This window comes from Acidovorax sp. FHTAMBA (assembly GCF_038958875.1).
Classification (GTDB): domain Bacteria; phylum Pseudomonadota; class Gammaproteobacteria; order Burkholderiales; family Burkholderiaceae_C; genus Acidovorax.
Genome location: NZ_CP152407.1, coordinates 4,674,213 through 4,696,417, shown reverse-complemented (window position 1 = coordinate 4,696,417; position 22,205 = coordinate 4,674,213). Strand labels below are relative to the sequence as shown.

The 22,205-nt window shown below is 67.3% G+C and carries 20 protein-coding genes; 13 read left to right on the top strand and 7 right to left on the bottom strand.

Annotation, left to right across the window (positions count from 1 at the left end; translation table 11 throughout):
* Positions 1–75 precede the first annotated feature (75 nt).
* Entirely contained in the window at positions 76–756 is a 681-nt protein-coding gene (rpe, locus tag AAFF19_RS21965) for a ribulose-phosphate 3-epimerase (RefSeq protein ID WP_342720997.1), read from the top strand.
* A gap of 103 nt (positions 757–859) precedes the next feature.
* Here the strand turns inward: rpe and AAFF19_RS21960 are convergent, their stop codons facing one another.
* The 3 genes from AAFF19_RS21960 to AAFF19_RS21950 form a co-directional block, all read right to left on the bottom strand.
* Positions 860–1,249, bottom strand: coding sequence for a hypothetical protein (locus AAFF19_RS21960; protein WP_182120343.1), 390 nt, complete (start codon positions 1,247–1,249; stop codon positions 860–862).
* A 232-nt stretch (positions 1,250–1,481) separates the two neighbouring features.
* Positions 1,482–3,614 carry a HAMP domain-containing sensor histidine kinase gene (locus tag AAFF19_RS21955; protein WP_342720996.1) on the bottom strand — a complete coding sequence of 711 codons (2,133 nt, stop codon included), beginning with the start codon at positions 3,612–3,614 and terminating at the stop codon, positions 1,482–1,484.
* Positions 3,611–4,309: a response regulator gene (locus AAFF19_RS21950; protein ID WP_342720995.1), complete on the bottom strand. Its 699-nt coding sequence runs from the start codon at positions 4,307–4,309 to the stop codon at positions 3,611–3,613. Before AAFF19_RS21950 ends, AAFF19_RS21955 begins: the two co-directional genes overlap by 4 nt.
* 233 nt (positions 4,310–4,542) lie before the next feature.
* Between AAFF19_RS21950 and AAFF19_RS21945 the strand changes: the two genes are divergently transcribed.
* Genes AAFF19_RS21945 through gph form a run of 3 tightly spaced genes read left to right on the top strand, consistent with a single transcriptional unit; the run spans position 4,543 to position 8,162 of the window.
* Positions 4,543–5,886 carry an SPFH domain-containing protein gene (locus AAFF19_RS21945; RefSeq protein ID WP_342720994.1) on the top strand — a complete coding sequence of 448 codons (1,344 nt, stop codon included), beginning with the start codon at positions 4,543–4,545 and terminating at the stop codon, positions 5,884–5,886.
* 2 nt (positions 5,887–5,888) lie between these two features.
* The gene (locus tag AAFF19_RS21940; protein ID WP_342720992.1) at positions 5,889–7,409 is read left to right on the top strand and encodes a hypothetical protein; all 1,521 of its coding nucleotides are present in this window, start codon (positions 5,889–5,891) and stop codon (positions 7,407–7,409) included.
* Between the two features lie 48 nt (positions 7,410–7,457).
* The gene (gene gph, locus AAFF19_RS21935; RefSeq protein WP_182120347.1) at positions 7,458–8,162 is read left to right on the top strand and encodes a phosphoglycolate phosphatase; all 705 of its coding nucleotides are present in this window, start codon (positions 7,458–7,460) and stop codon (positions 8,160–8,162) included.
* Between the two features lie 167 nt (positions 8,163–8,329).
* Here gph and AAFF19_RS21930 read toward each other — a convergent pair whose 3' ends face one another.
* Together AAFF19_RS21930 and AAFF19_RS21925 are read right to left on the bottom strand one after the other, a co-directional pair.
* Positions 8,330–9,982 carry a methyl-accepting chemotaxis protein gene (locus AAFF19_RS21930; RefSeq protein WP_182120348.1) on the bottom strand — a complete coding sequence of 551 codons (1,653 nt, stop codon included), beginning with the start codon at positions 9,980–9,982 and terminating at the stop codon, positions 8,330–8,332.
* A gap of 226 nt (positions 9,983–10,208) precedes the next feature.
* Positions 10,209–10,799: a chalcone isomerase family protein gene (locus tag AAFF19_RS21925; RefSeq protein WP_008906560.1), complete on the bottom strand. Its 591-nt coding sequence runs from the start codon at positions 10,797–10,799 to the stop codon at positions 10,209–10,211.
* Positions 10,800–11,162: 363 nt separating this feature from the next.
* On the opposite strand from AAFF19_RS21925, the gene trpE reads away from it, so the two are divergent.
* The 7 genes from trpE (at position 11,163) to AAFF19_RS21890 (ending at position 16,985) form a co-directional block, all read left to right on the top strand.
* On the top strand, positions 11,163–12,662 hold the full coding sequence (gene trpE / locus AAFF19_RS21920) for an anthranilate synthase component I (RefSeq protein ID WP_182120349.1): 1,500 nt from the start codon (positions 11,163–11,165) through the stop codon (positions 12,660–12,662).
* Positions 12,659–12,994 (top strand): chorismate mutase, encoded by a 336-nt coding sequence (locus tag AAFF19_RS21915; RefSeq protein WP_182120350.1) that lies wholly within the window; start codon positions 12,659–12,661, stop codon positions 12,992–12,994. The genes trpE and AAFF19_RS21915 overlap by 4 nt, the downstream gene beginning before the upstream one ends.
* Complete coding sequence (locus AAFF19_RS21910) at positions 12,991–13,581, top strand: aminodeoxychorismate/anthranilate synthase component II (RefSeq protein WP_008906557.1); 591 nt, start codon at positions 12,991–12,993, stop codon at positions 13,579–13,581. Before AAFF19_RS21915 ends, AAFF19_RS21910 begins: the two co-directional genes overlap by 4 nt.
* Entirely contained in the window at positions 13,578–14,249 is a 672-nt protein-coding gene (locus tag AAFF19_RS21905) for a LysE family translocator (protein ID WP_182120351.1), read from the top strand. Before AAFF19_RS21910 ends, AAFF19_RS21905 begins: the two co-directional genes overlap by 4 nt.
* A gap of 23 nt (positions 14,250–14,272) precedes the next feature.
* Entirely contained in the window at positions 14,273–15,313 is a 1,041-nt protein-coding gene (gene trpD / locus AAFF19_RS21900) for an anthranilate phosphoribosyltransferase (RefSeq protein ID WP_182120352.1), read from the top strand.
* Between the two features lie 25 nt (positions 15,314–15,338).
* Positions 15,339–16,139, top strand: a complete 801-nt coding sequence (trpC, locus tag AAFF19_RS21895) for an indole-3-glycerol phosphate synthase TrpC (RefSeq protein WP_342720991.1) — start codon at positions 15,339–15,341, stop codon at positions 16,137–16,139.
* Positions 16,140–16,208: 69 nt separating this feature from the next.
* Positions 16,209–16,985, top strand: coding sequence for a uracil-DNA glycosylase (locus tag AAFF19_RS21890; RefSeq protein WP_342720990.1), 777 nt, complete (start codon positions 16,209–16,211; stop codon positions 16,983–16,985).
* A gap of 63 nt (positions 16,986–17,048) precedes the next feature.
* On the opposite strand, the gene AAFF19_RS21885 is transcribed toward AAFF19_RS21890, so the two are convergent.
* The gene (locus tag AAFF19_RS21885) at positions 17,049–17,996 is read right to left on the bottom strand and encodes a LysR family transcriptional regulator (RefSeq protein ID WP_342720988.1); all 948 of its coding nucleotides are present in this window, start codon (positions 17,994–17,996) and stop codon (positions 17,049–17,051) included.
* 191 nt (positions 17,997–18,187) lie between these two features.
* Here AAFF19_RS21885 and AAFF19_RS21880 point away from each other — a divergent pair, with 191 nt between their 5' ends.
* Both AAFF19_RS21880 and AAFF19_RS21875 read left to right on the top strand, forming a co-directional pair.
* The gene (locus tag AAFF19_RS21880; RefSeq protein ID WP_342720987.1) at positions 18,188–19,174 is read left to right on the top strand and encodes a tripartite tricarboxylate transporter substrate binding protein; all 987 of its coding nucleotides are present in this window, start codon (positions 18,188–18,190) and stop codon (positions 19,172–19,174) included.
* A gap of 167 nt (positions 19,175–19,341) precedes the next feature.
* Complete coding sequence (locus AAFF19_RS21875) at positions 19,342–20,943, top strand: gamma-glutamyltransferase family protein (RefSeq protein WP_182120355.1); 1,602 nt, start codon at positions 19,342–19,344, stop codon at positions 20,941–20,943.
* A gap of 77 nt (positions 20,944–21,020) precedes the next feature.
* Here the strand turns inward: AAFF19_RS21875 and queA are convergent, their stop codons facing one another.
* A complete protein-coding gene (gene queA, locus AAFF19_RS21870; RefSeq protein ID WP_182120356.1) occupies positions 21,021–22,172 on the bottom strand; it encodes a tRNA preQ1(34) S-adenosylmethionine ribosyltransferase-isomerase QueA in 1,152 nt (383 codons plus the stop codon).
* Between the last annotated feature and the right edge of the window lie 33 nt (positions 22,173–22,205).

Sequence of the window (22,205 nt, the reverse complement as noted above, 5' to 3'; positions counted from 1 at the left end):
ACCGTGGAGATTTGCGCCCAGGGCGTGCCAGGGGGCTAAAACCCCAGACCGGCTGCGCTTTGAGACAATCGGGGGATGAGCCGCACATTCCGAATCGCCCCCTCCATCCTCTCCGCCGACTTCGCCCGCCTGGGCGAGGAAGTACGCAATGTCATTGCCGCTGGCGCCGACTGGATCCACTTTGACGTGATGGACAACCATTACGTGCCCAACCTCACCTTTGGCCCCATGGTGTGCCAGGCGCTCAAGCCCCATGCCAAGACCGTGGATGGCACGGCCGTGCCGATTGACGTGCACCTGATGATCCAGCCCGTGGATGCCCTGGCCGCAGCCTTTGCGGATGCGGGCGCCGACTACATCAGCTTCCATCCCGATGCCTCGGGCCACGTGCACCGCAGCATCCAGGCCATCCGCTCCAAGGGCGTCAAGCCCGGCCTGGTGTTCAACCCCGCCGAGCCGCTGGACGTGCTCGACTGGCTGATCGACGACATCGACCTCATTCTGATCATGAGCGTCAACCCCGGCTTTGGCGGCCAGAGCTTCATCGACTCGGCCCTGCGCAAGATCGAGGCCGTGCGCAAGCGCATCGACGCGTCGGGCAAGGACATCCGCTTGGAAGTGGACGGCGGCATCAAGACCGACAACATCCGCCGCGTGGCCGACGCGGGCGCCGACACCTTTGTGGCGGGCAGCGCCATTTTTGGCAAGCCGGACTATCGCGGTGTGATCGACGCCATGCGCCAATCGCTGGCTTGAACCAGCCATTTGCCAACGACTGGCTATATGCTATTTTATTGATAGCTGCTAACGCTTATGGGGTAAGCGCTAGCAGCCAGTTTTATTCAAATTTCTTGGGCGGTTACTGCGGGACCACAGTGGTGGTGACAGATTCCCGCAGCACGCCGCCACCGGACACAGACCCGCTGGCGGGGTCGCTCTCCACACGGCGCACACATTCAGCGCGGTCCTGCGCGTTCTGGAAGGCCTCGCAGCGCTGCGTGGCGTTGGCCATGGCAATGGGGCCAGGGTCGCTCAGCTGGCCCTTGCGGGCGGCGTCGTAGGCGTTGGTGGCGTCGCGCAGGCAGGTGGCCAGGGTGTCCTGCTTGTTGTTGGTCATGCAGGCCTGGCGCTCCTGCTCATAGCGGGCGCGGGCATCGTTGCCGGCAGTGGCAGACTGGGCCGATGCGGCTGCAGAGGCCATCAGCAGGGCTGCGGCGACGACGGGGGTGGCAATGGTGAATCGTTTCATGACAAAACTCCTGGCGACTGGCGACTGGCGACTGGCGCACTGGAAACAGGGTGGTAGATCACGCATCCGCCGGGCCTTTTGCGTGGGCCGCCAGCGGTGCGAACGGTATGGCTACAGCGTAGCCAACGCGTTTTTGTCGCCCTGTCGGACAGCGCCGAACGCAGCCGTCCGTTCTGCCGCCCCCTGCATGCCCGCCATGGGCGCTTGCAGACGGCCCACCGTTCACACCTTCTTACCCCAGCCGCTGGAAGGTGAGCGTGAAAGCCACGCCGTCCGCCGTGTTGCGCGCGCTGATAGTGCCGCCCATCTTGGCCATGTAGGTCTTGGCCACAAACAGGCCCTGGCCGCGGTGCCCGCCCTCGCTGGCCAGTGGCGGCAGGCCGGGGTCTGACACACCCAGCTCGAAGATCCGCTCCAGCAATTCCTCGGCAATGGTGGCGCCCTGGTTGGTGATCGTGGCGCTGGCCGTGGATTCCGACGCCTTCAGCGCCAACGTGATGGCCGTGCCCGCAGGCCGGTAGCGGTCGGCATTGCGCAGGATGTGTGTCACCACGTCCTCCAGTGCAAACTCGTCTGCCCGCACGATGACGGGTTCGCCATCACCCGCATACACCACCTGGTCGATGCCCGCGAAATGGGCGTTGTCCGCCACATGGCGCAAATAGGCGTCCAGGTCCAGACGCCCCGCGGTCACGTCGGCGGCCTCCAGGGCTTCGGCAGGCGATGCCGTGCCGTACAGCACATGCACGGCCTGCTGCATGCGCTGGATGTAGCGGTGTCCGGGGTCGCCAGGCGCCCCGTGCAGCACCATCAGCGACTGCAGCGGCGACATGATCTCGTGCCCCACGGCGTGCCACATGTCGCGCTCCTGCTGGGCACGCAGCTGCTCGCGGGCCAGGTCGTCCTTCACGCGCTGCAGCAGGTCGGCCAGCCCACCGGCCAGAATGCCCAGTTCGTCCGATCCGCGCAGGTCCGACACATCCAGGTCGCCCAGCCGGGGCCCGGTGTGGCCTGGCTGCACGTTGTACGACACGGCGGCCGCGCGGCGGGTGAGGGCCGTCACGCGGCGCAGCAGGCCCACCTCCACCACCAGCCAGGCCAGCGCTATCGCCCCCAGCATGGCGGGCAGGTACCACGACAGGCGGGTGGCCACGGCCGCCAGGCCCAGCTCCACCCCGCGCAGGTTGCCGGTAAACGTTACGGCGTAGTTGCCCGTGGGGGTGTCGAGGATATCGAGGCCCGAAGGAATCTCGGGCGGGCGGGCCTGGGCGCCGCTTCGCAGGTCCAGCGGCAGCCAGCTGATGAAGCGGATCAGCCACGGGGCCGAATGCTCGGCCTGTACCTCGGTGCCCTTGAGGGCGATGGCCTCGCTGTCGCTGTTGCCCAGCTTGCGGATCTGCACCCGCTCGCCGGGCAGCAGGGTGCGTGCCACCTCGGCCAGGGACGCCGCTGGCTGGGCGCCCGGGGTGTTGCTGTCAAACAGCGCGGTGCTGGTGCCCGGAGCCAGCATCTGCACCCGCAGCCGCATGGCGCCCAAGTCGTCCGGGGGCCACACCAGGGGCCGCTTCTGGAACAGCGCCTCGCGGAACAGCTCCACCGGCAGGCGGACGGAATAAAACGTGCGACGCGCGCAACCGGGCAGGGCGCCCGCCAGGTCGCGGCAGGTGCCGCTTTGCCACAGCCAGCCGCGAAAGTCCCGCACGGGCCGGGCGCGGATGTCGAGCGCCGCGTCGCCCGTGTCCACAAAACCCGTGAGCCGCCCCCGCGTGCTGACCGTGCCCTGCGGGGCCAGGGCTTCAAACGGCGCCACCCAGCGGAACTGTTCGCCCCGCATATCGAGCGCAATGAGCGCGCGGTGCACGCCGACCAGCGCCAGCACCCCGCGCTCGCGCGGCACCAGTTCGCCTGCGTAGAAGCTGCCCACCAGGTAGATGAAGCCGCCCGCGTACGGGTTGTTGCCAATTGCAGCGCACAGCGACGAACCGTCGGGGTACTGCACCGCGCAGCCCGCCATCTCTACCGCCTGCTGGGCCTTGTTCTGGTCGTCGAAATCAAGGGCCGAGTACGGCAGCAGCAAGGGCGCCAGGCCGCTGCCGGCGCGCTGAGGCTGGTGGTCGGCGTTGAGCAGCGCCAGCTGACCCGAGGGGTGGCGCAGGCGCGCCATCACCTCCGACTGGCTGCGCTCAAAGCCGTGCTGGTAGCTCTTCCAGGCACGCTCCTTTTCCTCCTGCAACAGCACCACGCTGAGCGCCACGGTGGCCAGGGCCAGCAGCAAAAACACGCTGCGGACCAGGATGCGCAGGCGGAACGCGGGCAGGCCCAGGCGGGGCATCTCCAGCGCAGGGCGGCGCAGCAGGCGCTTCATCTGCCAGTCCACCGGAAGCCGCGCATAGGGACGTTTTCAATGCCTTCGAAGCTCGGATCCACTTCGCGCAGCGCCTCGCGGATGGTGCTCACATGCTTGCGCACGTTATCGCGGTTGCGGCCGCTTTTCACCACCTCGAACAGTTCGTCGTACGACACCACCTCGCCGCTGCGCTGGTGCAGCGTGGCCAGGATGCGCTGGGCGGTCAGCGGCAGGTTGATGCGCTCGCCGCGCCAGGTGGGGGTGCGCTGCCACAGCGGGTCCAGCACCAGCGCGTCGCCCACCGGCACTGGGGCCGCGCTGGTGGGGGCCTGTGATTGCGTGGTGCGCAGGATGTCGAGAAAGGTCTCGATGAAGTCGGCCTCTTCGAACGTGGTTTTCTGCAGGTAGTCCCATGCATCGAGCGCCTTCATGATGCTGCGATAAATGGCCGCCGGCATGGCGGACACCACCAGCACCGGCGTGCCCTGGCGCAGCTTGTTGATGGCGTTGATGAGGGCCACGCCCGCATGGCGCTCGCGGCCCAGTTCGATGTCCAGCACCACCGCGTCGTAGTGCTCGCGGGCCAGCGCCGCCTCGGCCTCGTCGCGGGTGAACCACTGGTCGATGACGATGCCGCTCTTGGCACTGCGTATCCACCCGGCCAGCTGGTTGCTGGTGGGCAGGTCGTCTTCGATCACGGCAATGCGGGTCATGGGCAGGGCGGGGCAGTCAAGGGGTGGGCGGATTATCCCGGCGCCGCGCACAGGGCGGTGTGAGTTTTTCTTCCGGGGCCGGAAGGTTCACGCAGGCGGCGTGAGCGCATTGGGTGTGGCGCAGCGTTGTTGCTTCCGGGGTGAATTCGAACAATCGGTCCTCAATGAGCCTGCCACGGCGCGGCTCAGAACCGACAACAACACCGAACCTAACCGAGAGAGAGAACCACACCATGAAAGCCACCTGGAACCGCATCGTGCAGACCCTGAAGGGCCGTTCGTCCACCGCCTTGCCCGAGGCCGGCATGGAGTCCGGCCTGGAGACAGACCTGTTCGGAAGCGCGGCCGCAGCCGGCGCCGCTCCCGTGGCGCCCACCGCCCCGGTGAACTGGGCCTACCTGCTGCCCACCGCCCGCACGGTGCGCTGGCTGGCCGTGGGCACCCTGGCCGCCGCAGCCGTCCTGATGGTGGCGCGCAACCCGCCGGTGCAACACCTGGCGCAGGGCGACCTGGGCGTGCGCCTGAACCAGTTCACCGGCGCCGTGAGCCTGTGGCGTGATGGCAGCGTGTGGGTGGTGCCTGGCCTGCACACGGTGCGCGTGTTCTCGCTGCGCGATCAGAGCTACCGCCCCGAAGCCATGCGCCAGGCCACGGGCAGCGCACCGCTGCAGTCGGTAGAAGGCCTTTCGCTGGGCCTGGATTTGAGCGTGCGCTACGCCCTGGACCCCAACGCCCCCGCCGTCAAGGCCGGTAACCTGCCTGACAACGTGGGCGCCGACATCGTGGAGCCGGCCGTCCAGGGCCTGGTCTACAAGGTGTTTGCCCGCTACACGGTGCGCGAAATCTTCTCGTCCAAGCGCGCCGAGATTGCGCAGATCATCGAGACCGAACTGCGCGCCCGCCTGGCGGCCGACGGTGTCACGCTGCGCAGTGTGCAGATCGGCAAGGTGGACCTTCCCGCCGAGTACCGCCGCGGCATGGACAGCCTGCTGGCCGAAGAGCTGGCGTCCGAAAAGATGCGCTACACGCTGGAGCTGAAAGACAAGCGCGTGAAGGAGACCGAGCTGGATGCCAGCGCCGACAAGGTGCGCCGTGAAGTGGCCGCCGAGGCCGCCGCGCGCGAGCAGGTGATCGCCGCCAAGGCCCAGGAAGAAGCCATGAAGCATGTGCTGCCCTTCAAGCAGCGCCAGATCGAGCAACGCCAGCTGGAGGCCGAGGCCGAGCGCGTGGCACGCGTGAAGGCCGCCGAAGGTGCGGCACAGGCCCGCCGCATCGAAGCCAACGGCGAGGCCGACGCCCGCCAGAAGCTGGCCGAGGCCGAGGCCTACCGCATGGACCGCATCGGCAAGGTGAACGCCGAGCAGATGGCCCGCGAAGGCGCGCTGGTGACGAAACACCCGCTGCTCATCCAGAAAACGCTGGCCGACAAGCTCTCGGACAAGATCCAGGTCATCATCGCGCCGCCGCCCACCAATGGCGACTTCATCGGCGCCGCACTGCTGGGCGGCCAGCGCAACGCGCAGGCCACGGCTGCGGTGGACGACGGAATGAACACCGCCACCACCACGGAGCAATGAGCATGAAAGCCACCCTTGCAACCCTGGCGGCGGCCGTGGCCAGCGCCGCCGTCACCATCGCGGCCGAGGCCGCCCCTTTGCCTGCATCCGCCGCCCAGGGCGCCGCCATCGTGGTGCAAGACCAGGCCAGCCTGCGCGCCGCGCCGCGCGATGGTGCCCAGCAGCAGGCCAGCCTGTGGCAGGGCGAAGTGCTGGAGGTGCGTGGTGAGCGCCTCGACTATCTGCAGGTGTGGGACCACAAGCGTGAGCGCGGTGGCTTCATCCGCGCCAGCGATGTGCGCCGCGTGACGCTGACGCAGGCCGAAGGCCCCGCGCTGCTGGCCGTGATGCGCTTTGTGCAGGACACGCCGGGCGCCGAAGCACTGGGCATTGGCCTCACCGCCGCCTACCTGCAGGCCGCGCCCGCCCAGGCGCTGTCGGGTGCGGATGGCGCCCAGGCCTTCGATGCGCTGGGCACCTTTGCCGACCGGCTGGCCCGCCGTGCGTCGGCGGCCGTGCCGGGCAAGGCGTCGGGCGCCACGCTGTCTGCGCATCTGGACGTGGCCAATGGCTATGGCGTGCGATTTGCCACCTACGAGGTCGAAGGCCGCATGCAGGTCTGCTACGAGGGCGAGGCCTTTCGCCGCCTGCTGGCCATGCCGGAGGCAGATGCTGCGCAACGCGCCCGCGCCGCCCTGGCGCTGACCCGCACCGAATGCATCAACCCCGATCTGCCCGCACACGAGCGCGCCAAGGTCACCACCTGGCAGGCGGAGGTACTGGAGCGCGTGGACGTGGCGGGTCTGCCCGGCTACCTGCGCAACCGCGTGCAGATGCGCCGCGCCAGCGTATGGGGCGCCACCGCCTTCCAGCAGGCGCGCAAGAACATCGCCGACCCTGCCGTGGCGGCTGCCGCCGCACGCGCCCTGACCGAGTTCACCGGCGTCAGCCGCACCGAGCTGCCCGACGAAGACCAGAGTGCCTACAACGACGCCGCCATGCGCGTGAGCGCCGTGCGCTGGGCCCTGGTGCCCGTTGCCGCACCTGTGGCTGCTCCCGGCAATCGCCCCACGCTGCTGACCGAGCCCGGCGCCCCCGGCGAAACCTGCGTGCTGCTGGTGGACGCGCAGCACAGTGCCAAGGCCCCGCTGCTGCGCCGCTGCACCTACGGCGTGGTGTGGACGGCATCCGCCACCACCAACCGCGAGGGCACGGCCGTGGCCCTGGCCGTGCAGCCCATGGAAGGCTGGCGCGAGCTGTGGGTGCTGCGCCGGGCGGAAGGCGGCTGGCTGGCCGACGTGCTGCCGCCAGCCGCCGCCACGCCCGAAACCGGCGTCGCCGAATTCGCCGGCTGGGTGCCCGGCGGCCAGCAGATGCTGGTGGCCCGCGAAGCCCGGGGCCAGGGCCGCTACCGCAAGAGCTTTGAAGTGGTGCGCCTGGACGGCCTGACCACCGAGCGCGTGACGGGCGACGTGGCCGCACTGCCGCTCTTCCAGCGCTGGCAGGACCCGGCATGGAAGCGGCAGACGCTCAGCCTGCGATAAGGCGTCCTTACACTGGTGCCCCCTGACTCCCTGACCGCGATTCTCCCCATGACCGACTTCGCCTCGCTAGCCCCGCTCCTGTCCCGTGTGGACGCCGTCATCGTGGACCTGGATGGCACCATGGTGGACACCCTGGGGGATTTCAGCGAGGCCATCAACCGCATGCTGCAGGAGCTGGCTCTGCCCGCCATCGAGGCCAGGCACATCGAGCACATGGTGGGCAAGGGCTCGGAACATTTGCTGCGTTCAGTGCTAAAACATGTTCTAGCGCTTGATGGTAGTGCGCAAGATGCTATAAAAATTGAAGCACGCTACCCGGCGGCCTGGGCCAGCTACCAGCGCCACTATCTGGCCATCAATGGCCAGTTCGCCGGGGTCTATGGTGGTGTGCAGGAGGGCATGAAGGCACTGCGCGCCCGGGGGCTGCGCCTGGCCTGCCTGACCAACAAGCCCACGGATTTTGCGGTGCCGCTGCTGCAGGCCAAGGGCCTGGACGGATACTTCGAGCACGTGTTTGGTGGTGACGCCTTTGAACGCAAGAAGCCCGACCCGTTGCCCCTCATCAAGACCTGCGAAGCGCTGGGCACCGCACCCGCGCGCACGCTGATGCTGGGCGATTCCAGCAACGATGCACAGGCGGCGCGCGCCGCAGGCTGCCCGGTGGTTCTGGTCACCTACGGCTACAACCATGGCCAGCCGGTGCGATCGGTGGATGCCGACGGCTTTGTCGATTCGCTGCTGCAGCTGGCCTGAACACCTCTGAACGAGTCTGCCCAAACCCGCCCGTACCGCAAATACGCACGCCCCCTGCGTGGGCCATGGCTGGGCTTTGCGTCTGGATGGCGCCGGCAGGTGCAGCCTGCGTGGGCACACCGGCTTCATTCACACCGGCTAAGCGGGCCGAGCCCCATCCTGCGTCTTCAGGCGGACAACTGGCGCGGCGCCGCGCTGCGGTAGTCGAGCCGGGATGCCGGGGCGCTGCCGCCGCTGCGTTGGGGGGCGGCCATAGCATCCCCCGGGTGGCTGGCGCCGGCTGAGAGGCGGAAAACGGCCACGGCATCCACCAGCTGCCCCGCCTGCGTCTTCAAGCTGTCGGCCGCCGCGGCGCTTTGTTCCACCAGGGCAGCGTTCTGCTGGGTGGCCTGGTCCATCTGCGTGATGGCCTCACCCACCTGCGAGACGCCCTGGCTCTGCTCGCTGCTGGCCGCGCTGATCTCGCCCATGATGTCGGTCACGCGCCGGATGGCGCCCACCACCTCGGTCATGGTGGCGCCGGCCTTGTCCACCAGGGCGGTGCCGCGTTCCACGCGTTCCACGCTGGTGCCGATCAGTCCCTTGATTTCCTTGGCGGCCTCGGCGCTGCGCCCGGCCAGGCTGCGCACTTCTCCGGCCACCACGGCAAAGCCTCGGCCCTGCTCACCGGCGCGCGCAGCCTCCACGGCAGCGTTCAGTGCCAGGATGTTGGTCTGGAAGGCAATGCCGTCGATGACGCTGATGATGTCGGCAATCTTCTTGCTGCTGTCGTTGATGCCCTTCATGGTCTCGACCACTTCGGCCACCACATTGCCGCCCTGCTGGGCCACGGTTGATGCGCTCATGGCCAGCTGGTTGGCCGTGCGCGCGTTGTCGGCGTTCTGGCGCACGGTGGAGCCCAGCTGCTCCATGGAGGCGGCCGTCTGCTGCAGCGCGGAAGCTTGCTGCTCTGTGCGGGCCGACAGGTCGTTGTTGCCCGTGGCGATCTCGACGCTGGCGGTGGCCACGCCCTCGGCGTTGTGGCGCACATTGCCCACGATGGTGGACAGCCGCGACTGCATGGTGGCCAGCGCCTGCAGCAGTTGCGCGGTCTCGTCGTTGCCACTGGCGTCAATCGGATGGGTCAGGTCACCGTCTGCAATGTTTTCTGCCGCCTGCTTGCCCCTTTGCACGGGTTGCACGATGGAGCGCGTCACGGTGAATGCCAGCAGGGCGCCCAGTGCCACGGCAATCAGCGTGCCCACGCCCAGCAGCACCTGGCTGGCCTTGGCCAGGGTGCTGGTGTCGGCCTGGCTGTCGGCCAGCTCGGTGCCCATGGCGGTGCGCAGGTTGTCCAGGGATTTCAGGTAAGCATCGGCCAGTGGGCGCAGGTCCTTGTCTACCAAGGCAGGGACGTTGGGCTCACCGCCCCGATGCAGCTCGCGGATTTCGGCAAGTTTCTCGGTGTAGGCCTTGCTGGCTGCGGCAATGGTGGCCAGCTGTGCGCGGTTCTTGTCGCCTTGCACCAGGGCGTCGATGCGCTTGACCTTGGCTTCGATGCCGCTGGCCGTGGCCTGCGTGTCGGCCGTGAGCTTGTCCATATAGTCCCGGTCAATCGCCTTGAGGAACGCTTCGGTGCGCACCCAGTTCAGGCGAATGTCGGAGGCCCAGTCTTCCACCAGCGTCTGCTGCTCGATCTCCTGGGTGGCGACCCTTTCGCTGGCCGCCTGCAGGCTGGCGATGCGCCACATGCCGGTCGCGGCGATCAGCGCGGTAATGAGCAGGATGGCGCCAAACGATGCGCCCAGGCGCATGCCGACGGAAAAGTTGCTGAGTTTCATGGTGGTGGCTGGCGCGAAAAGGGTCGGGGGCGGGAGCGCTGAGGGGGTTGCACCGGGAATGGCACGCGGGTGGCTGGACGCAATGGCCACTCGCGGGGGTGGTGCAAAGTGGCCTGCGGGGCGGCGGAAACCTTGGTGTGCAGATTACGCCCCCCGAAGTGCGTCGACTGTCGGAAGGGTGACAGCCTGCAGGTTGCGGGGGGCGGGTTTTTCCGTAGCGGCGTGCTCAGCCGGGGGTTTTGCCCAGCAATGCATCCTTGAGCTTCCAGTCTGCCGGAGCGTTGCCCAGCCAGATGCCCATCAACGCATTGAAGAATTCTGGCTCCTTGAAGGGCTCGCCCTGCGGTTTGCCTTTCACGGTGATCACCGTGCCAGTGCCCGGGATCCAGTCGATCATGAACTGGTCTCCTGCCTGCAATTTCTTGTGATCCGAGAAGATCTGGCTCATGCGCAACACGCCCGGGATCAGCTTGGAGAACGCGGCGCGGTCCATGTTGTCTTCCATCCCGCGAGAGAACAGCTTGCCCAGTTCGGTCGAGTCGATTTCGCGCAGCATCGTGATGCTCAGGCGCTTGGGCCCTTTGAGGGCTGCAACGTCCCGCGCAGTCTCTGTTTTCTTCTCCAGATAGAGCCCGGCGGTGTACACCCTGAACACGGCTTTGTAACGAACCCCTGCGCCGTTGAGCTGCAAGGTGCTGCCCCCGACACTGGTGGTTTCGTCGTACTTCACATCGGCCACAGTGATGGGCTGGGCCATGGCGGCGGCTGCGAGGGTGCAGGAAGCAGCCAGCAAGGCGCATCGGGACAGGAATTTCATGCGCGGCTCCTAAAAAAAGACCGGTCGTTCGTTTCAAATTGTTGCAGCGCTCGCGAATCTCCACAACAGGGTTTTCGATGGGTTGTGCGCCGCCCGTTTGAGCGACATCAAACCATGGTTGCAAGAAAGCTTTGCTACACTTTGCCCCATGTTCATTCACCACGTGTTCATCACAGGTTGCAGCGACCGGGGAGCCTGGCCCTGGCGCCAGCCTGCCGCATTGAACGCCTGATGGCACCTGGGCAACCGCCCCAGCGTGCACCCGTGGCCTCCACCCCGATGCGGTGAGGCCGATCGAATGGACCGCAGCGCCCCTTTTTTCCTGCACAGGGACACGCGCTGCGACTGCTGGGAGCCCTCCCCGTGATCACAGAACTTGAATTCAAAAGCCTGGCCAGCGAAGGCTACAACCGTATTCCGCTCATGGCCGAGGCCTTTGCGGACCTGGAAACCCCCCTCTCGCTCTACCTGAAGCTGGCGCACACCAAGGACGGCGGCAAGCACAGCTTTCTGCTCGAATCCGTGGTGGGCGGCGAGCGCTTCGGGCGCTACAGCTTCATTGGCCTGCCCGCACGCACCCTGCTGCGCGCCAGCGGTTTTGGCGCAGAGGCCAAGACCGAAGTGGTAACCGATGGCCGGGTGGTGGAGACTGCCGAGGGCAACCCGCTCGACTTCATTGATGCCTACCAGAAACGCTTCAAGGTGGCCCTGCGCCCCGGTCTGCCGCGCTTTTGCGGTGGCCTGGCGGGTTACTTCGGCTACGACGCAGTGCGCTACATCGAAAAGAAGCTGGAGACCACCTGCCCGCCCGACACCCTGGGCTGCCCCGACATCCTGCTGCTGCAGTGCGAGGAGCTGGCCGTCATCGACAACCTTTCGGGCAAGCTCTACCTCATTGTCTACGCCGACCCGGCCCAGCCCGAGGCGTATGCCAAGGCCAAGAAGCGCCTGCGCGAACTGAAAGAGCAGCTCAAGTATTCGGTGAGCGCCCCGGTGGTCAAGGCCACCGAAAGCCACCCCGCCCAGCGCGACTTTGCCAAGGCCGATTACCTCGCCGCCGTCAATCGCGCCAAGGAGCTGATCGCCGCGGGTGACTTCATGCAGGTGCAGGTGGGCCAGCGCATCCACAAGCGCTATACCGAAAGCCCGCTCTCCCTGTACCGCGCGCTGCGTTCGCTGAACCCGTCGCCGTACATGTACTTCTACGATTTTGGCGACTTCCATGTGGTGGGCGCCAGCCCCGAAATTCTGGTGCGCCAGGAGAAGACCGACGAAGGCACCAAGGTCACCATCCGCCCCCTGGCCGGCACCCGCCCGCGCGGCGCCACGCCCGAGAAGGACAAGGCCACCGAGGTCGAGCTCATCAACGACCCCAAGGAACGCGCCGAGCATGTGATGCTGATCGACCTGGCGCGCAACGACATCGGCCGCATCGCGAAAACCGGCACGGTGAAGGTGACCGAGGCCTTTGCGGTGGAGCGCTACAGCCACGTGATGCACATCGTGAGCAACGTGGAAGGCATCCTCAACGATGGCATGACCAGCATGGACGTGCTCAAGGCCACTTTCCCGGCCGGCACCCTGACCGGCGCGCCCAAGGTGCACGCCATGGAACTCATTGACCAGCTCGAGCCCACCAAGCGCGGCCTGTACGGCGGCGCCTGCGGGTATCTCAGCTACGCGGGCGACATGGATGTGGCCATCGCCATCCGCACCGGCATCATCAAGAACGGCACGCTCTATGTGCAGGCCGCTGCGGGCGTGGTGGCCGATTCGGTGCCCGAGCTGGAATGGAAGGAAACCGAGCACAAGGCCCGCGCGCTGCTGCGCGCCGCCGAACTGGTCGAGGAGGGACTGGAATGACCCGCGCCATTTCCCGAACCAAACACTGCGCCACGATGCAGGACGTACGCCGCGAGGTGGATGCGCTGGACGACGTGCTGGTGCCCCTGCTGGTCGAGCGCGTGGGCTACATGACCCAGGCCGCGCGCATCAAGCAAGGCGTGGAACAGGTGCGCGATGAAGCGCGCATTGAGGCCATCGTGGCCCGCGTGCGCGAACGCGCCCAGGCCGAAGGTGGCGATGCCGACGTGATCGAAGCCATCTACCGCAGCCTCATGGAAGCCTGCATTGCCTATGAACACCGCGAGTTCGCCCGCCTGCGCGAGCCCGCCACTGCCGGGAGCGCCGCATGACAACAAAACTCTTGATGGTCGACAACTACGACAGCTTCACCTACAACATCGTTCAGTACTTTGGTGAACTGGGCGCCGAGGTCGAGGTGTTCCGCAACGACGAGATCACCGTGGCCGAGATCGAGGCGCGCCTGAACGCTGGTCAGCTCGACCGCCTGGTCATCTCGCCCGGCCCTTGCTCACCTGCGGAGGCCGGTATCTCCGTGGCAGCGATTGAGCACTTTGCGGGCAAGCTGCCCATCCTGGGCGTGTGCCTGGGCCACCAGGCCATTGGCGCAGCGTTCGGCGGCAACATCATCCGTGCGCAGGAGCTGATGCACGGCAAGACCAGCGTCATCACCACCACACAAAAGGGCGTGTTTGCGGGTCTGCCCGAGAAGTTCACGGTGAACCGTTACCACTCGCTGGCCATCGAGCGCGCCACCTGCCCCGACGTGCTCGAAGTGACCGCTTGGACCGACGACGGCGAAATCATGGGCGTGCGCCACAAGACGCTGCCCATCGAAGGCGTGCAGTTCCACCCCGAGAGCATCCTCACCGAACACGGCCACGCCATGCTCCAGAACTTTCTGGAGCAGCGCGCGTGAACTTCATCGATCTCCACCAGTTGGTGATCTTCATCGCCGCAGGCTGGCTGCTGAACCTCACGCCCGGGCCCGATGTGCTCTACATCGTCACCAACGCACTCAAGTCCGGGACGCGCGCGGGCATCGTGGCGGGGCTGGGCATCACGGCGGGGTGTTTTGTGCACATCTTTGCCGCGGCGGTGGGTGTGGGCGCGCTGCTGGCCACCTCGGCCACAGCGTTCACCGTGCTCAAGTGGATCGGTGCGGCGTATCTCATGTGGATGGGTGTGCGCATGCTGCTGGCAAAGCCCGGAGCCGATGGGGGCAACAGTGCAGCGCTGGCGGCTGCGCAGGCGGCCCCTGCGCCGCACACGCCGCTTCGCAAGGTGTTCCTCGGCGGCTTCTGGACCAACGTGCTCAACCCCAAGGTCGCCATCTTCTTCCTGGCCTTTGTGCCGCAGTTCATTGCGCCGGGCGCGGACAACAAGGCGTTGGCCTTTGTGCTGCTGGGCGTGCTGTTCAACGTCAACGCCATCCCCGTCAACACGGGCTGGGCGCTGGCAGCGTCGTGGATGGCCCGCCGCGCCACGGCCCTGCAGCGCGGCATGCACTGGCTGGACCGCGCGGCGGGTGCCATGTTCATCGGCTTCGGACTCAAACTGGCCTTTACCGATCCACCGGCGGCCTGACCGCCAACCCAGGAGACACCGTCATGTCCATCACCCCCCAGGAAGCGCTGCAGCGCACCATCGAGCACCGCGAAATCTTTCACGACGAAATGCTGCACCTGATGCGCATGATCATGAGCGGCGATCTCTCGCCCCTCATGACCGCAGCCATCATCACCGGCTTGCGCGTGAAGAAGGAAACCATCGGCGAGATCACCGCTGCAGCCCAGGTCATGCGCGAGTTTTCCACCAAGGTCCACGTGCCGGATAGCAAGCACCTGGTCGACATCGTGGGCACGGGCGGCGACGGCGCCAACACCTTCAACATCTCCACCTGCTCGATGTTCGTGGCCGCCGCAGCGGGCGCCAAGGTCAGCAAACATGGCGGCCGGGGCGTGTCCAGCAAAAGCGGCAGCGCCGATGTGATGGAAGCCCTGGGCATCCACATCAACCTCAAGCCCGAGCAGATCGCCCAGTGCATCGCAGAAGTCGGCATCGGCTTCATGTTTGCGCCCAACCACCACCCGGCCATGAAGAACGTGGCCCCGGTGCGCAAGGAGCTGGGCGTGCGCACCATCTTCAACATCCTGGGCCCGCTCACCAACCCGGCCGGGGCACCCAACATCCTGATGGGCGTGTTCCACCCCGACCTCGTCGGCATCCAGGTGCGCGCGCTGCAGCGCCTGGGCGCGGAGCATGCCATGGTGGTCTACGGCCGCGACGGCATGGACGAAGTGAGCCTGGGCGCTGCCACTTTGGTGGGTGAGTTGAAAAACGGCCAGATCACCGAGTACGAAATCCACCCCGAGGACTTCGGCCTGCCCATGGCCAGCAACCGTGCGCTCAAGGTCGAAACGCCCGAGCAGTCGCGCGAGATGCTGATCGGCGTGCTCAAGGGCGAGCCCGGCGCAGCGCAAGACATCGTCTGTCTGAATGCGGGCGTGGCGCTGTACGCGGCCAATGTGGCCGAATCAGTGCCCGCAGGGCTGGCCAAGGCGCGTGCCGCCATCGCATCGGGCGCCGCGCTGGCCAAGCTGGAGCAGATGGTCACGCGCACCCATGAACTGGCCGGCGCTGCCGCGTGACAACACCCACCACCAAGGTTTTCCCATGAGCGACATCCTGAACAAGATCGTGGCCGTCAAGCACGAAGAAGTGGCCGCCGCCAAAAAGCGCCTGTCCTTTGAAGCCATGCGCGCCGACGCCGAGAGCCGTGTGCTCACGCGCGACTTTGAAGGCGCGCTGCGCGCCAAGATCGCCAAGGGCCAGGCGGCGGTGATTGCCGAGATCAAGAAGGCCAGCCCCAGCAAGGGCGTGCTGCGTGCCAACTTCGAGCCCGCCGACATTGCCCAGAGCTACATGGAAGGCGATGGCAAGGTCAGCGCGGCCTGCCTGTCGGTGCTGACCGACCGCCAGTTCTTCCAAGGCCAGCCCGACTACCTCAAGCAGGCCCGCGCCAGCACCTTGCTCCCCGTGCTGCGCAAGGACTTCATGGTGGACGCGTACCAGATCTACGAATCGCGCGCCATGGGCGCCGACGCCATCCTGCTGATTGCGGCCTGCTTGGACGACGCGCAGATGGCCGACTTCGAGGCCATCGCGCGCAGCCTGGACATGGCCGTGCTGGTGGAGGTGCACGACCGCCCCGAGCTGGAGCGCGCGCTCAGGCTCAAGACCCCGCTGGTCGGCATCAACAACCGCAACCTGCGCACGTTCGAGGTCACGCTGGACACGACGCTCGGCATGTTGAAAGACGTGCCGGCCGACCGCCTGCTGGTTACCGAATCCGGCATCCTGAAGCCCGCCGACGTGAAGACCATGCGCGACGCGGGCGTGCACGCCTTCCTGGTGGGCGAGGCCTTCATGCGCGCCGACGACCCCGGCCTGGCGCTGGCCAAGCTCTTCGGTTGAGCCGATTGAAAACTCCTGTTTTGATAGCTGCTAGCGCTTGATGGTAAAGCGCTGGAGCCTGTTTTGACCATGAATTCGCATCCGCAGACTGCCACCCAGCTCCAGAGTGCCAACCCGGCCGACTGGCCCGTGGCGCCGGGCTGGCAGCCGCTGGTGGATGGGTTCTTTGCCGGTGGCCGCGGCCAGGCGCTGCTCGCGTTCCTGCAGGCGCGGTTGCAGGCGGGGGCGGTGATCTTTCCGCCCCAGCCCCTGCGCGCGCTGAGTCTCACACCGCCCGACGCGGTGCGCGTGGTCATCCTGGGGCAAGACCCATACCACGGCCGCGGGCAGGCCGAGGGGCTGGCTTTTTCGGTGGCGCCCGGCGTGCAGCTGCCTCCCTCGCTGCGCAACATTTTCAAGGAGATGCAGCGCGACCTGGGTACCCCGTTTCCGGCCTTTCCCGAGCCCGGCGGCAGCCTGGTGACGTGGGCCTGCAACGGCGTGCTGCTGCTCAACACCGGCCTCACGGTGGAAGAGGGCCAGCCCGCCAGCCACGCGGGCAAGGGCTGGGAGCAGCTCACCGACGCCGTCATCCGCCATGTGGCCGAGGGCCCGCGCCCGGTGGTGTTCATGCTGTGGGGGGCGCACGCGCAGGGCAAGCGTGCGCTGATCCCGCAGGACAAGGGGCACCTCGTGCTCATGTCCAACCACCCCTCGCCGCTGTCGGCGCTGCGCCCGCCGGTGCCTTTCATTGGCAACGGGCACTTTGGCAAGGCGCGGGATTTTCGCCAACAGCAGGAAGGGGGCTCAGTGCCGCATGGGGCCGGCATCTTTGAACTTGAACCACTCCCGTTCGGGCTGAGCTAGTCGAAGCCTTTCGCGGCGCTTCGACAAGCGAGCGTGAACGGTTTGACGTGGATTGATCCCGACTCAATGGGGCCCGACGCTGCCTGGCAGCCGCTCCCTGAGCAGCTCCAGAAACGCCTGCACGGCCACCGGCAGGCTGCGCCCGGCCAGCGTCTGCACCTCCACATCGCGAAAATCCATGCCCTGGTCGCTGATGGGCAGGGCCACGATGGCGCCCTCGGCCACCAGGTGGCGCACGGCGATCTCGCTGGCCACCGACACGCCGCCGCCGTGCAGCACAAAGTGGATCACCGTCTTGGCGTGGTTGCTGATCAGCACCGGCGCCAGTTGCAGCCCCAGGCGGCTGCACACGATGTCGATCATCTGCCGCACCGTGGTTTCTGCCGGTGGCAGCGCCAGCGGGTAGCGCGTCAGCTCGGCGATGGTGACGCTGCCTTGGGTTGCGAGCGGGTGGCCGGGCAGCACCAGCGCCAGCACGGGGGCGCTCTGGCGGTAGGCCACCGCGATGTCCTTGTGCGGCGCGCGGCTGAAGCACAGGCCAATGTCGGCCGCGCCGCTGCGCACGGCGTCGGGCACCTGGGCCGTGGGCAGCGCGATGACGCTGAACTCGATGCCCACGTGCGTGCGCTGAAACTCCACGCACAGGCGCGGCACCAGCTCGTTGGCAAAGGCGTCAGACGTGGCCAGGCGCACCTGCCCGGCACGCAGGCCCTGCAGCGCGCCGATCTCGCCCAGGGCGCGCTCGGCGTCCAGCACTGTGCGGCGGGCGTGCACGGCCAGAATCTCGCCCGCCGCTGTCAGCACCATGCCGCGCGGGTGGCGCTCGAACAGCGGCGTGCCCAGCTGGGCCTCCAGCCCGGCGATCTGGCGGCTCAGCGCAGACGCGGCCACGTGCAGGCGGGCGGATGCCTCGGTGAGCGATCCGCTCTGCGCCACTTCCAGAAAGTAACGCAGGGTGGTGTCTTGCAGCAGGTGCGCGCGTGGCGGTGGGGGCGTGGGTGTGGGAGTCATGGCAGTCCTGCTCCAGTATCCATCGGTTTGCCGTAACAGCAAAGCTGGTTGCTCATTTGCTGGTGGTAAAGCAAGGCAGAGCTTCCTAAGATGGGCCCGTTCCGCAGCGCGCGGGCGGTGCCTGCAACCTGGGGTCCGGGCCTGCGCTTCCTTTTTTCCGACGGTCGTCGTCCTGTTCTGGAGTGCTTTGTATGCGTCTTGTTTCCTGGAGTCTTGGCGTGCTGGGCCTGGCCGGCCTGCTGGCATCTGTTTCCACCGCGCATGCACAGGCTGCGGCGTGGCCTGACCGGCCCGTGCGCGTGATCGTGCCGTTTCCGGCCAGTGGCGCCACCGACCTGGTGGCCCGCGTGGTCACCCAGCGTGTGGCCACTGACCTGGGCCAGCAGATGGTGGTGGACAACAAGCCCGGCGCGGGCGGCACCATCGGCACGGCCGAAGCCGCCAAGGCAGCGCCTGACGGCTACACCCTGCTGCTGACCACCAGCAGCACGCACGCGATTTCGCCCCACCTCATGCCCAAGCTGGCGTACGACCCGCGCAAGGACTTTGTGCCGGTGGCCCATGTGGCCGACGCGCCCAGCGTGGTGCTGGTCACCAACTCGTTGCCCGTCAAGACCGTGGCCGAGCTGATCGCCTACGGCAAGGCCAACCCCGGCAAGCTCAACTACGCCACCAGCGGCAACGGCACCATCGTGCACCTGAACACGGCGGCCTTCAGCGCCCAGGCGGGTGTGGAGATGACGCACATCCCCTACAAGGGCACGGCCCTGGCCATTCCGGACCTGATTGCCGGGCAGACGCATGTGCTGTTTGATTCGCTGCCCACCGGCATGCCCCACGCCAAGGCGGGCCGCCTGCGCGCCATCGCCGTCACCAGCGAAAAGCGCAGCGCCCTCGCGCCCGAGTTGCCCACGCTGGCCGAATCCGGCCTGCCCGGCTATTCGTCGGTGACCTGGTTTGGTGTGTACCTGCCTGCAGGCGCGCCGGCGGCGCTGGTCGACAAGGTGCACAAGGCCTTTGCCAAGGCCGTGCAGGCGCCCGAGGTGGCCGAGAGCCTGGCCAAGCTGGGTGTGGAACCCGCAGCGCCCAGCACCCCGGCACAGTTTGGCGCCATGGTGCAGTCCGACAGCAGCCGCTGGGCGGCTGTGATTCGGCAACACAAAATAGTGGTGGAGTGACATCCCCCTGAGCGGCTTTGCCGCTTCCCCCTTCTCTCGAATGGCGTTGCCATTCGGGAAGGGGGACGACGCCCTCGGTTCGGGGCGGCCCTTCCTCGGCGTCCCTCGCCTTGGGTCGCGCCAGTTTCAAGCAGCTCGCCGCGTGCGGGCAACAGAGTCAGAACGCTATGAACACCCCATCTCTCGACTGGTCCCTTCCCTATGCCTCCCACCGCAGCGCGGTCATGGGGCGCAATGTGGTTTCCACCTCGCAGCCGTTGGCCGCGCAGGCGGGGCTGCGCATGCTGCTCGCCGGGGGCAATGCGGTGGACGCCGCGATTGCCGCCGCCATGGCGCTCACGGTGGTGGAGCCCACGGGCTGTGGCCTGGGCAGCGACGGGTTTGCCATCGTGTGGGACGGCAAGGAGCTGCACGGCCTCAATGCCTCGGGCCGCTCGCCTGCGGCGTGGACGCCGGAGTATTTCGAGAAGCTGGGCGGCATCCCTGAGACGGGCTGGAACGCCGTCACAGTACCGGGCGCCGTGTCCGCCTGGGTGGCGCTTTCCAGGCGACTGGGCAAGCTGCCGTTTGCGCAGCTGGCGCAGCCCGCCATTGATTACGCACGCAACGGCTTTCCGGTGTCGCCCACCATTGCCAGACTGTGGGCGCTGGGTGCGGCCAAGTTGGGGGCGCAACCGGGCTTTGCCGAGTGCTTCATGCCCGGCGGGCGCACACCGGTGGCGGGCGAAATCTTTCGCAGCGAAGCCCACGCGCGCACGCTGGAGCTGATTGCCGAAACCGAGGGCGAGGCCTTTTACCGCGGCGTGATTGCCGAGCGCATGGCCGCCCATTCGCAGGCCCACGGCGGCGCCATGACGGTGGCCGACCTGGCCGCGCACCAGGCCGACTGGGTGGGCACGATCAGCCAGCGCTTTGGCGATTCCGTGATCCATGAAATTCCGCCCAACGGCCAGGGCATCGCCGCACTGATGGCGCTGGGCATGCTCGATGCCCATGGCGTGGGCCAGCACCCCGTGGACGATATCGAGACCGTGCACGCCAGCATCGAGGCCATGAAGCTCGCCTTTGCCGACCTGCACCAGTACAACGCCGACATCGACGCCATGCACGTCACGCCCGCCGAGCTGCTGCACCCCGACTACCTGAAAAGCCGCGCCGCCCTGATCGACCCCGAGCGCGCGGGCGATCCCGGGCACGGCGCCCCACGCCCCGGCGGCACCGTGTACCTGGCGGCGGCAGACAGCCAGGGCATGATGATTTCGTTCATCCAGTCCAACTACATGGGCTTTGGTTCGGGCGTGGTGGTGCCGGGCACTGGCATCAGCCTGCAGAACCGCGGCCACAACTTCAACCTGGTGCCGGGCCACGCCAACCAGGTGGCGCCGGGCAAGCGCCCCTCGCACACCATCATTCCGGCGTTTGCCATGCATGCCGACGGCACGCCCCAGATGGCCTTCGGTGTGATGGGCGGCCCCATGCAAAGCCAGGGCCACACGCAGATGGCGCTGCGCGTGCTGCGCTACGGCCAGAACCCGCAGGCCGCTGTCGATGCCCCGCGCTGGCGCATCACCGGCGGCAAGGGTGTGTCGGTAGAGCTGGGGTTCGACCCCGCCGTGGTGGCCGCGCTGCGCGCGCGCGGGCACGAGGTGACGGTGGAAGAGGGCACTGGCGTGTTCGCCTTTGGTGGCGCGCAGCTGGTGCTCAGGAACGGCAACACCTACATCGCCGGTTCCGACCCGCGCAAGGACGGGCACGCGGTGGCGCACTGATCGCACCCGTTTGGTATCAAAACAATAGCTGCTGGCGCTTATCCAGTAAGCGCCAGAGCCTGATTTGACTCATATTTTCAGGCGGCAGGCACCGGCGGCGCACGCTCCAGCAGCATCGCGTCGCCGTAGCTGAAGAAGCGGTACTGCTGCGCAATCGCATGCCGGTACAGGCCCATGATGTGGGCATACCCCGCAAACGCGCTCACCAGCATCATCAGCGTGCTCTTGGGCAGGTGGAAGTTGGTGATCAGCACATCCACCACCTGGAACGCAAAGCCCGGCGTGATGAAGATGTTGGTGTCGCCCGAGGTGAGGCCGGAGCGGGCCCAGGATTCGAGCGTGCGCACGGTGGTCGTGCCCACGGCCACCACGCGGCCGCCGCGCTGGCGGCAACGCTCCAGCGCGGCCAGCGTGGCCAGCGGAATCTCATACCACTCGCTGTGCATCTGGTGCTCGGCCAGGTTTTCGGTCTTGCAGGGCTGGAAGGTGCCTGCGCCCACATGCAGCGTGACGCTGGCGCGCTCGATGCCGCGCGCCGCCAGGTCGTCCAGCACGCCTTCGTCAAAGTGCAGCGCGGCCGTGGGCGCGGCCACGGCGCCGGGGTTGCGGGCGAACACGGTCTGGTAGCGCTGGCTGTCTTCCGCCTCGTCAGGGTCATGGTCGGTGTTTTGCTGGCGCTCGATGTAGGGCGGCAGCGGCAGGTGGCCGTGGCGGTCCATCAGCTCCCAGGGCGACTCGCCCGCCGGGCCGTGCAGCGCAAAGCGGAACAGCGGGCCGTCCTCGGTGGGCCAGCGGCCCAGCAGCTGCGCGTCAAAGCCACCCGCCTGGCGGCCACCGGCCATGTGCACCACGCTGCCGGGCAGGGGCTTCTTGCTGACCTTCATGTGGGCCACGACTTCGTTGCCCGGGTTACCCGACTCGGCGGGCAGCACGCGCTCGATCAGCAGCTCCAGCTTGCCGCCGCTGGCCTTCTCGCCAAAGATGCGCGCCTTGACCACGCGCGTGTCGTTGAAGATGAGCAGATCGCCCTCGCGCAGCAGGCCGGGCAGCTCGCGGAAGATTCGGTCTACCGGTTGCATCGCTCTGCCGTCCAGCAGGCGCGAGGCACTGCGCTCGGGCGCGGGGTGCTGGGCAATGAGTTCGGGGGGCAGCGAGAAGTCGAAGTCGCTGAGGGTGAACACGCGGGGAGCGTGGGGCGCGCTGGCTGCGCCGGGGGAAAAATCAGTCATCGTGCTTGAGGGCCGAACGGGCCCGTGCCAAGG

Bases quoted from the DNA above. Each gene is read 5' to 3' on its own strand.
- AAFF19_RS21945 (WP_342720994.1), top strand. From the start codon at position 4,543: ATGAAAGCCACCTGGAACCGCATCGTGCAGACCCTGAAGGGCCGTTCG.
- AAFF19_RS21875 (WP_182120355.1), top strand. From the start codon at position 19,342: ATGAACACCCCATCTCTCGACTGGTCCCTTCCCTATGCCTCCCACCGC.
- AAFF19_RS21955 (WP_342720996.1), bottom strand. From the start codon at position 3,614: ATGAAGCGCCTGCTGCGCCGCCCTGCGCTGGAGATGCCCCGCCTGGGC.
- AAFF19_RS21925 (WP_008906560.1), bottom strand. From the start codon at position 10,799: ATGAAATTCCTGTCCCGATGCGCCTTGCTGGCTGCTTCCTGCACCCTC.
- trpC (WP_342720991.1), top strand. From the start codon at position 15,339: ATGAGCGACATCCTGAACAAGATCGTGGCCGTCAAGCACGAAGAAGTG.
- AAFF19_RS21930 (WP_182120348.1), bottom strand. From the start codon at position 9,982: ATGAAACTCAGCAACTTTTCCGTCGGCATGCGCCTGGGCGCATCGTTT.
- gph (WP_182120347.1), top strand. From the start codon at position 7,458: ATGACCGACTTCGCCTCGCTAGCCCCGCTCCTGTCCCGTGTGGACGCC.
- AAFF19_RS21885 (WP_342720988.1), bottom strand. From the start codon at position 17,996: ATGACTCCCACACCCACGCCCCCACCGCCACGCGCGCACCTGCTGCAA.
- AAFF19_RS21960 (WP_182120343.1), bottom strand. From the start codon at position 1,249: ATGAAACGATTCACCATTGCCACCCCCGTCGTCGCCGCAGCCCTGCTG.
- AAFF19_RS21940 (WP_342720992.1), top strand. From the start codon at position 5,889: ATGAAAGCCACCCTTGCAACCCTGGCGGCGGCCGTGGCCAGCGCCGCC.
- trpD (WP_182120352.1), top strand. From the start codon at position 14,273: ATGTCCATCACCCCCCAGGAAGCGCTGCAGCGCACCATCGAGCACCGC.
- AAFF19_RS21915 (WP_182120350.1), top strand. From the start codon at position 12,659: ATGACCCGCGCCATTTCCCGAACCAAACACTGCGCCACGATGCAGGAC.
- AAFF19_RS21950 (WP_342720995.1), bottom strand. From the start codon at position 4,309: ATGACCCGCATTGCCGTGATCGAAGACGACCTGCCCACCAGCAACCAG.
- queA (WP_182120356.1), bottom strand. From the start codon at position 22,172: ATGACTGATTTTTCCCCCGGCGCAGCCAGCGCGCCCCACGCTCCCCGC.
- AAFF19_RS21880 (WP_342720987.1), top strand. From the start codon at position 18,188: ATGCGTCTTGTTTCCTGGAGTCTTGGCGTGCTGGGCCTGGCCGGCCTG.
- AAFF19_RS21890 (WP_342720990.1), top strand. From the start codon at position 16,209: ATGAATTCGCATCCGCAGACTGCCACCCAGCTCCAGAGTGCCAACCCG.
- AAFF19_RS21910 (WP_008906557.1), top strand. From the start codon at position 12,991: ATGACAACAAAACTCTTGATGGTCGACAACTACGACAGCTTCACCTAC.
- rpe (WP_342720997.1), top strand. From the start codon at position 76: ATGAGCCGCACATTCCGAATCGCCCCCTCCATCCTCTCCGCCGACTTC.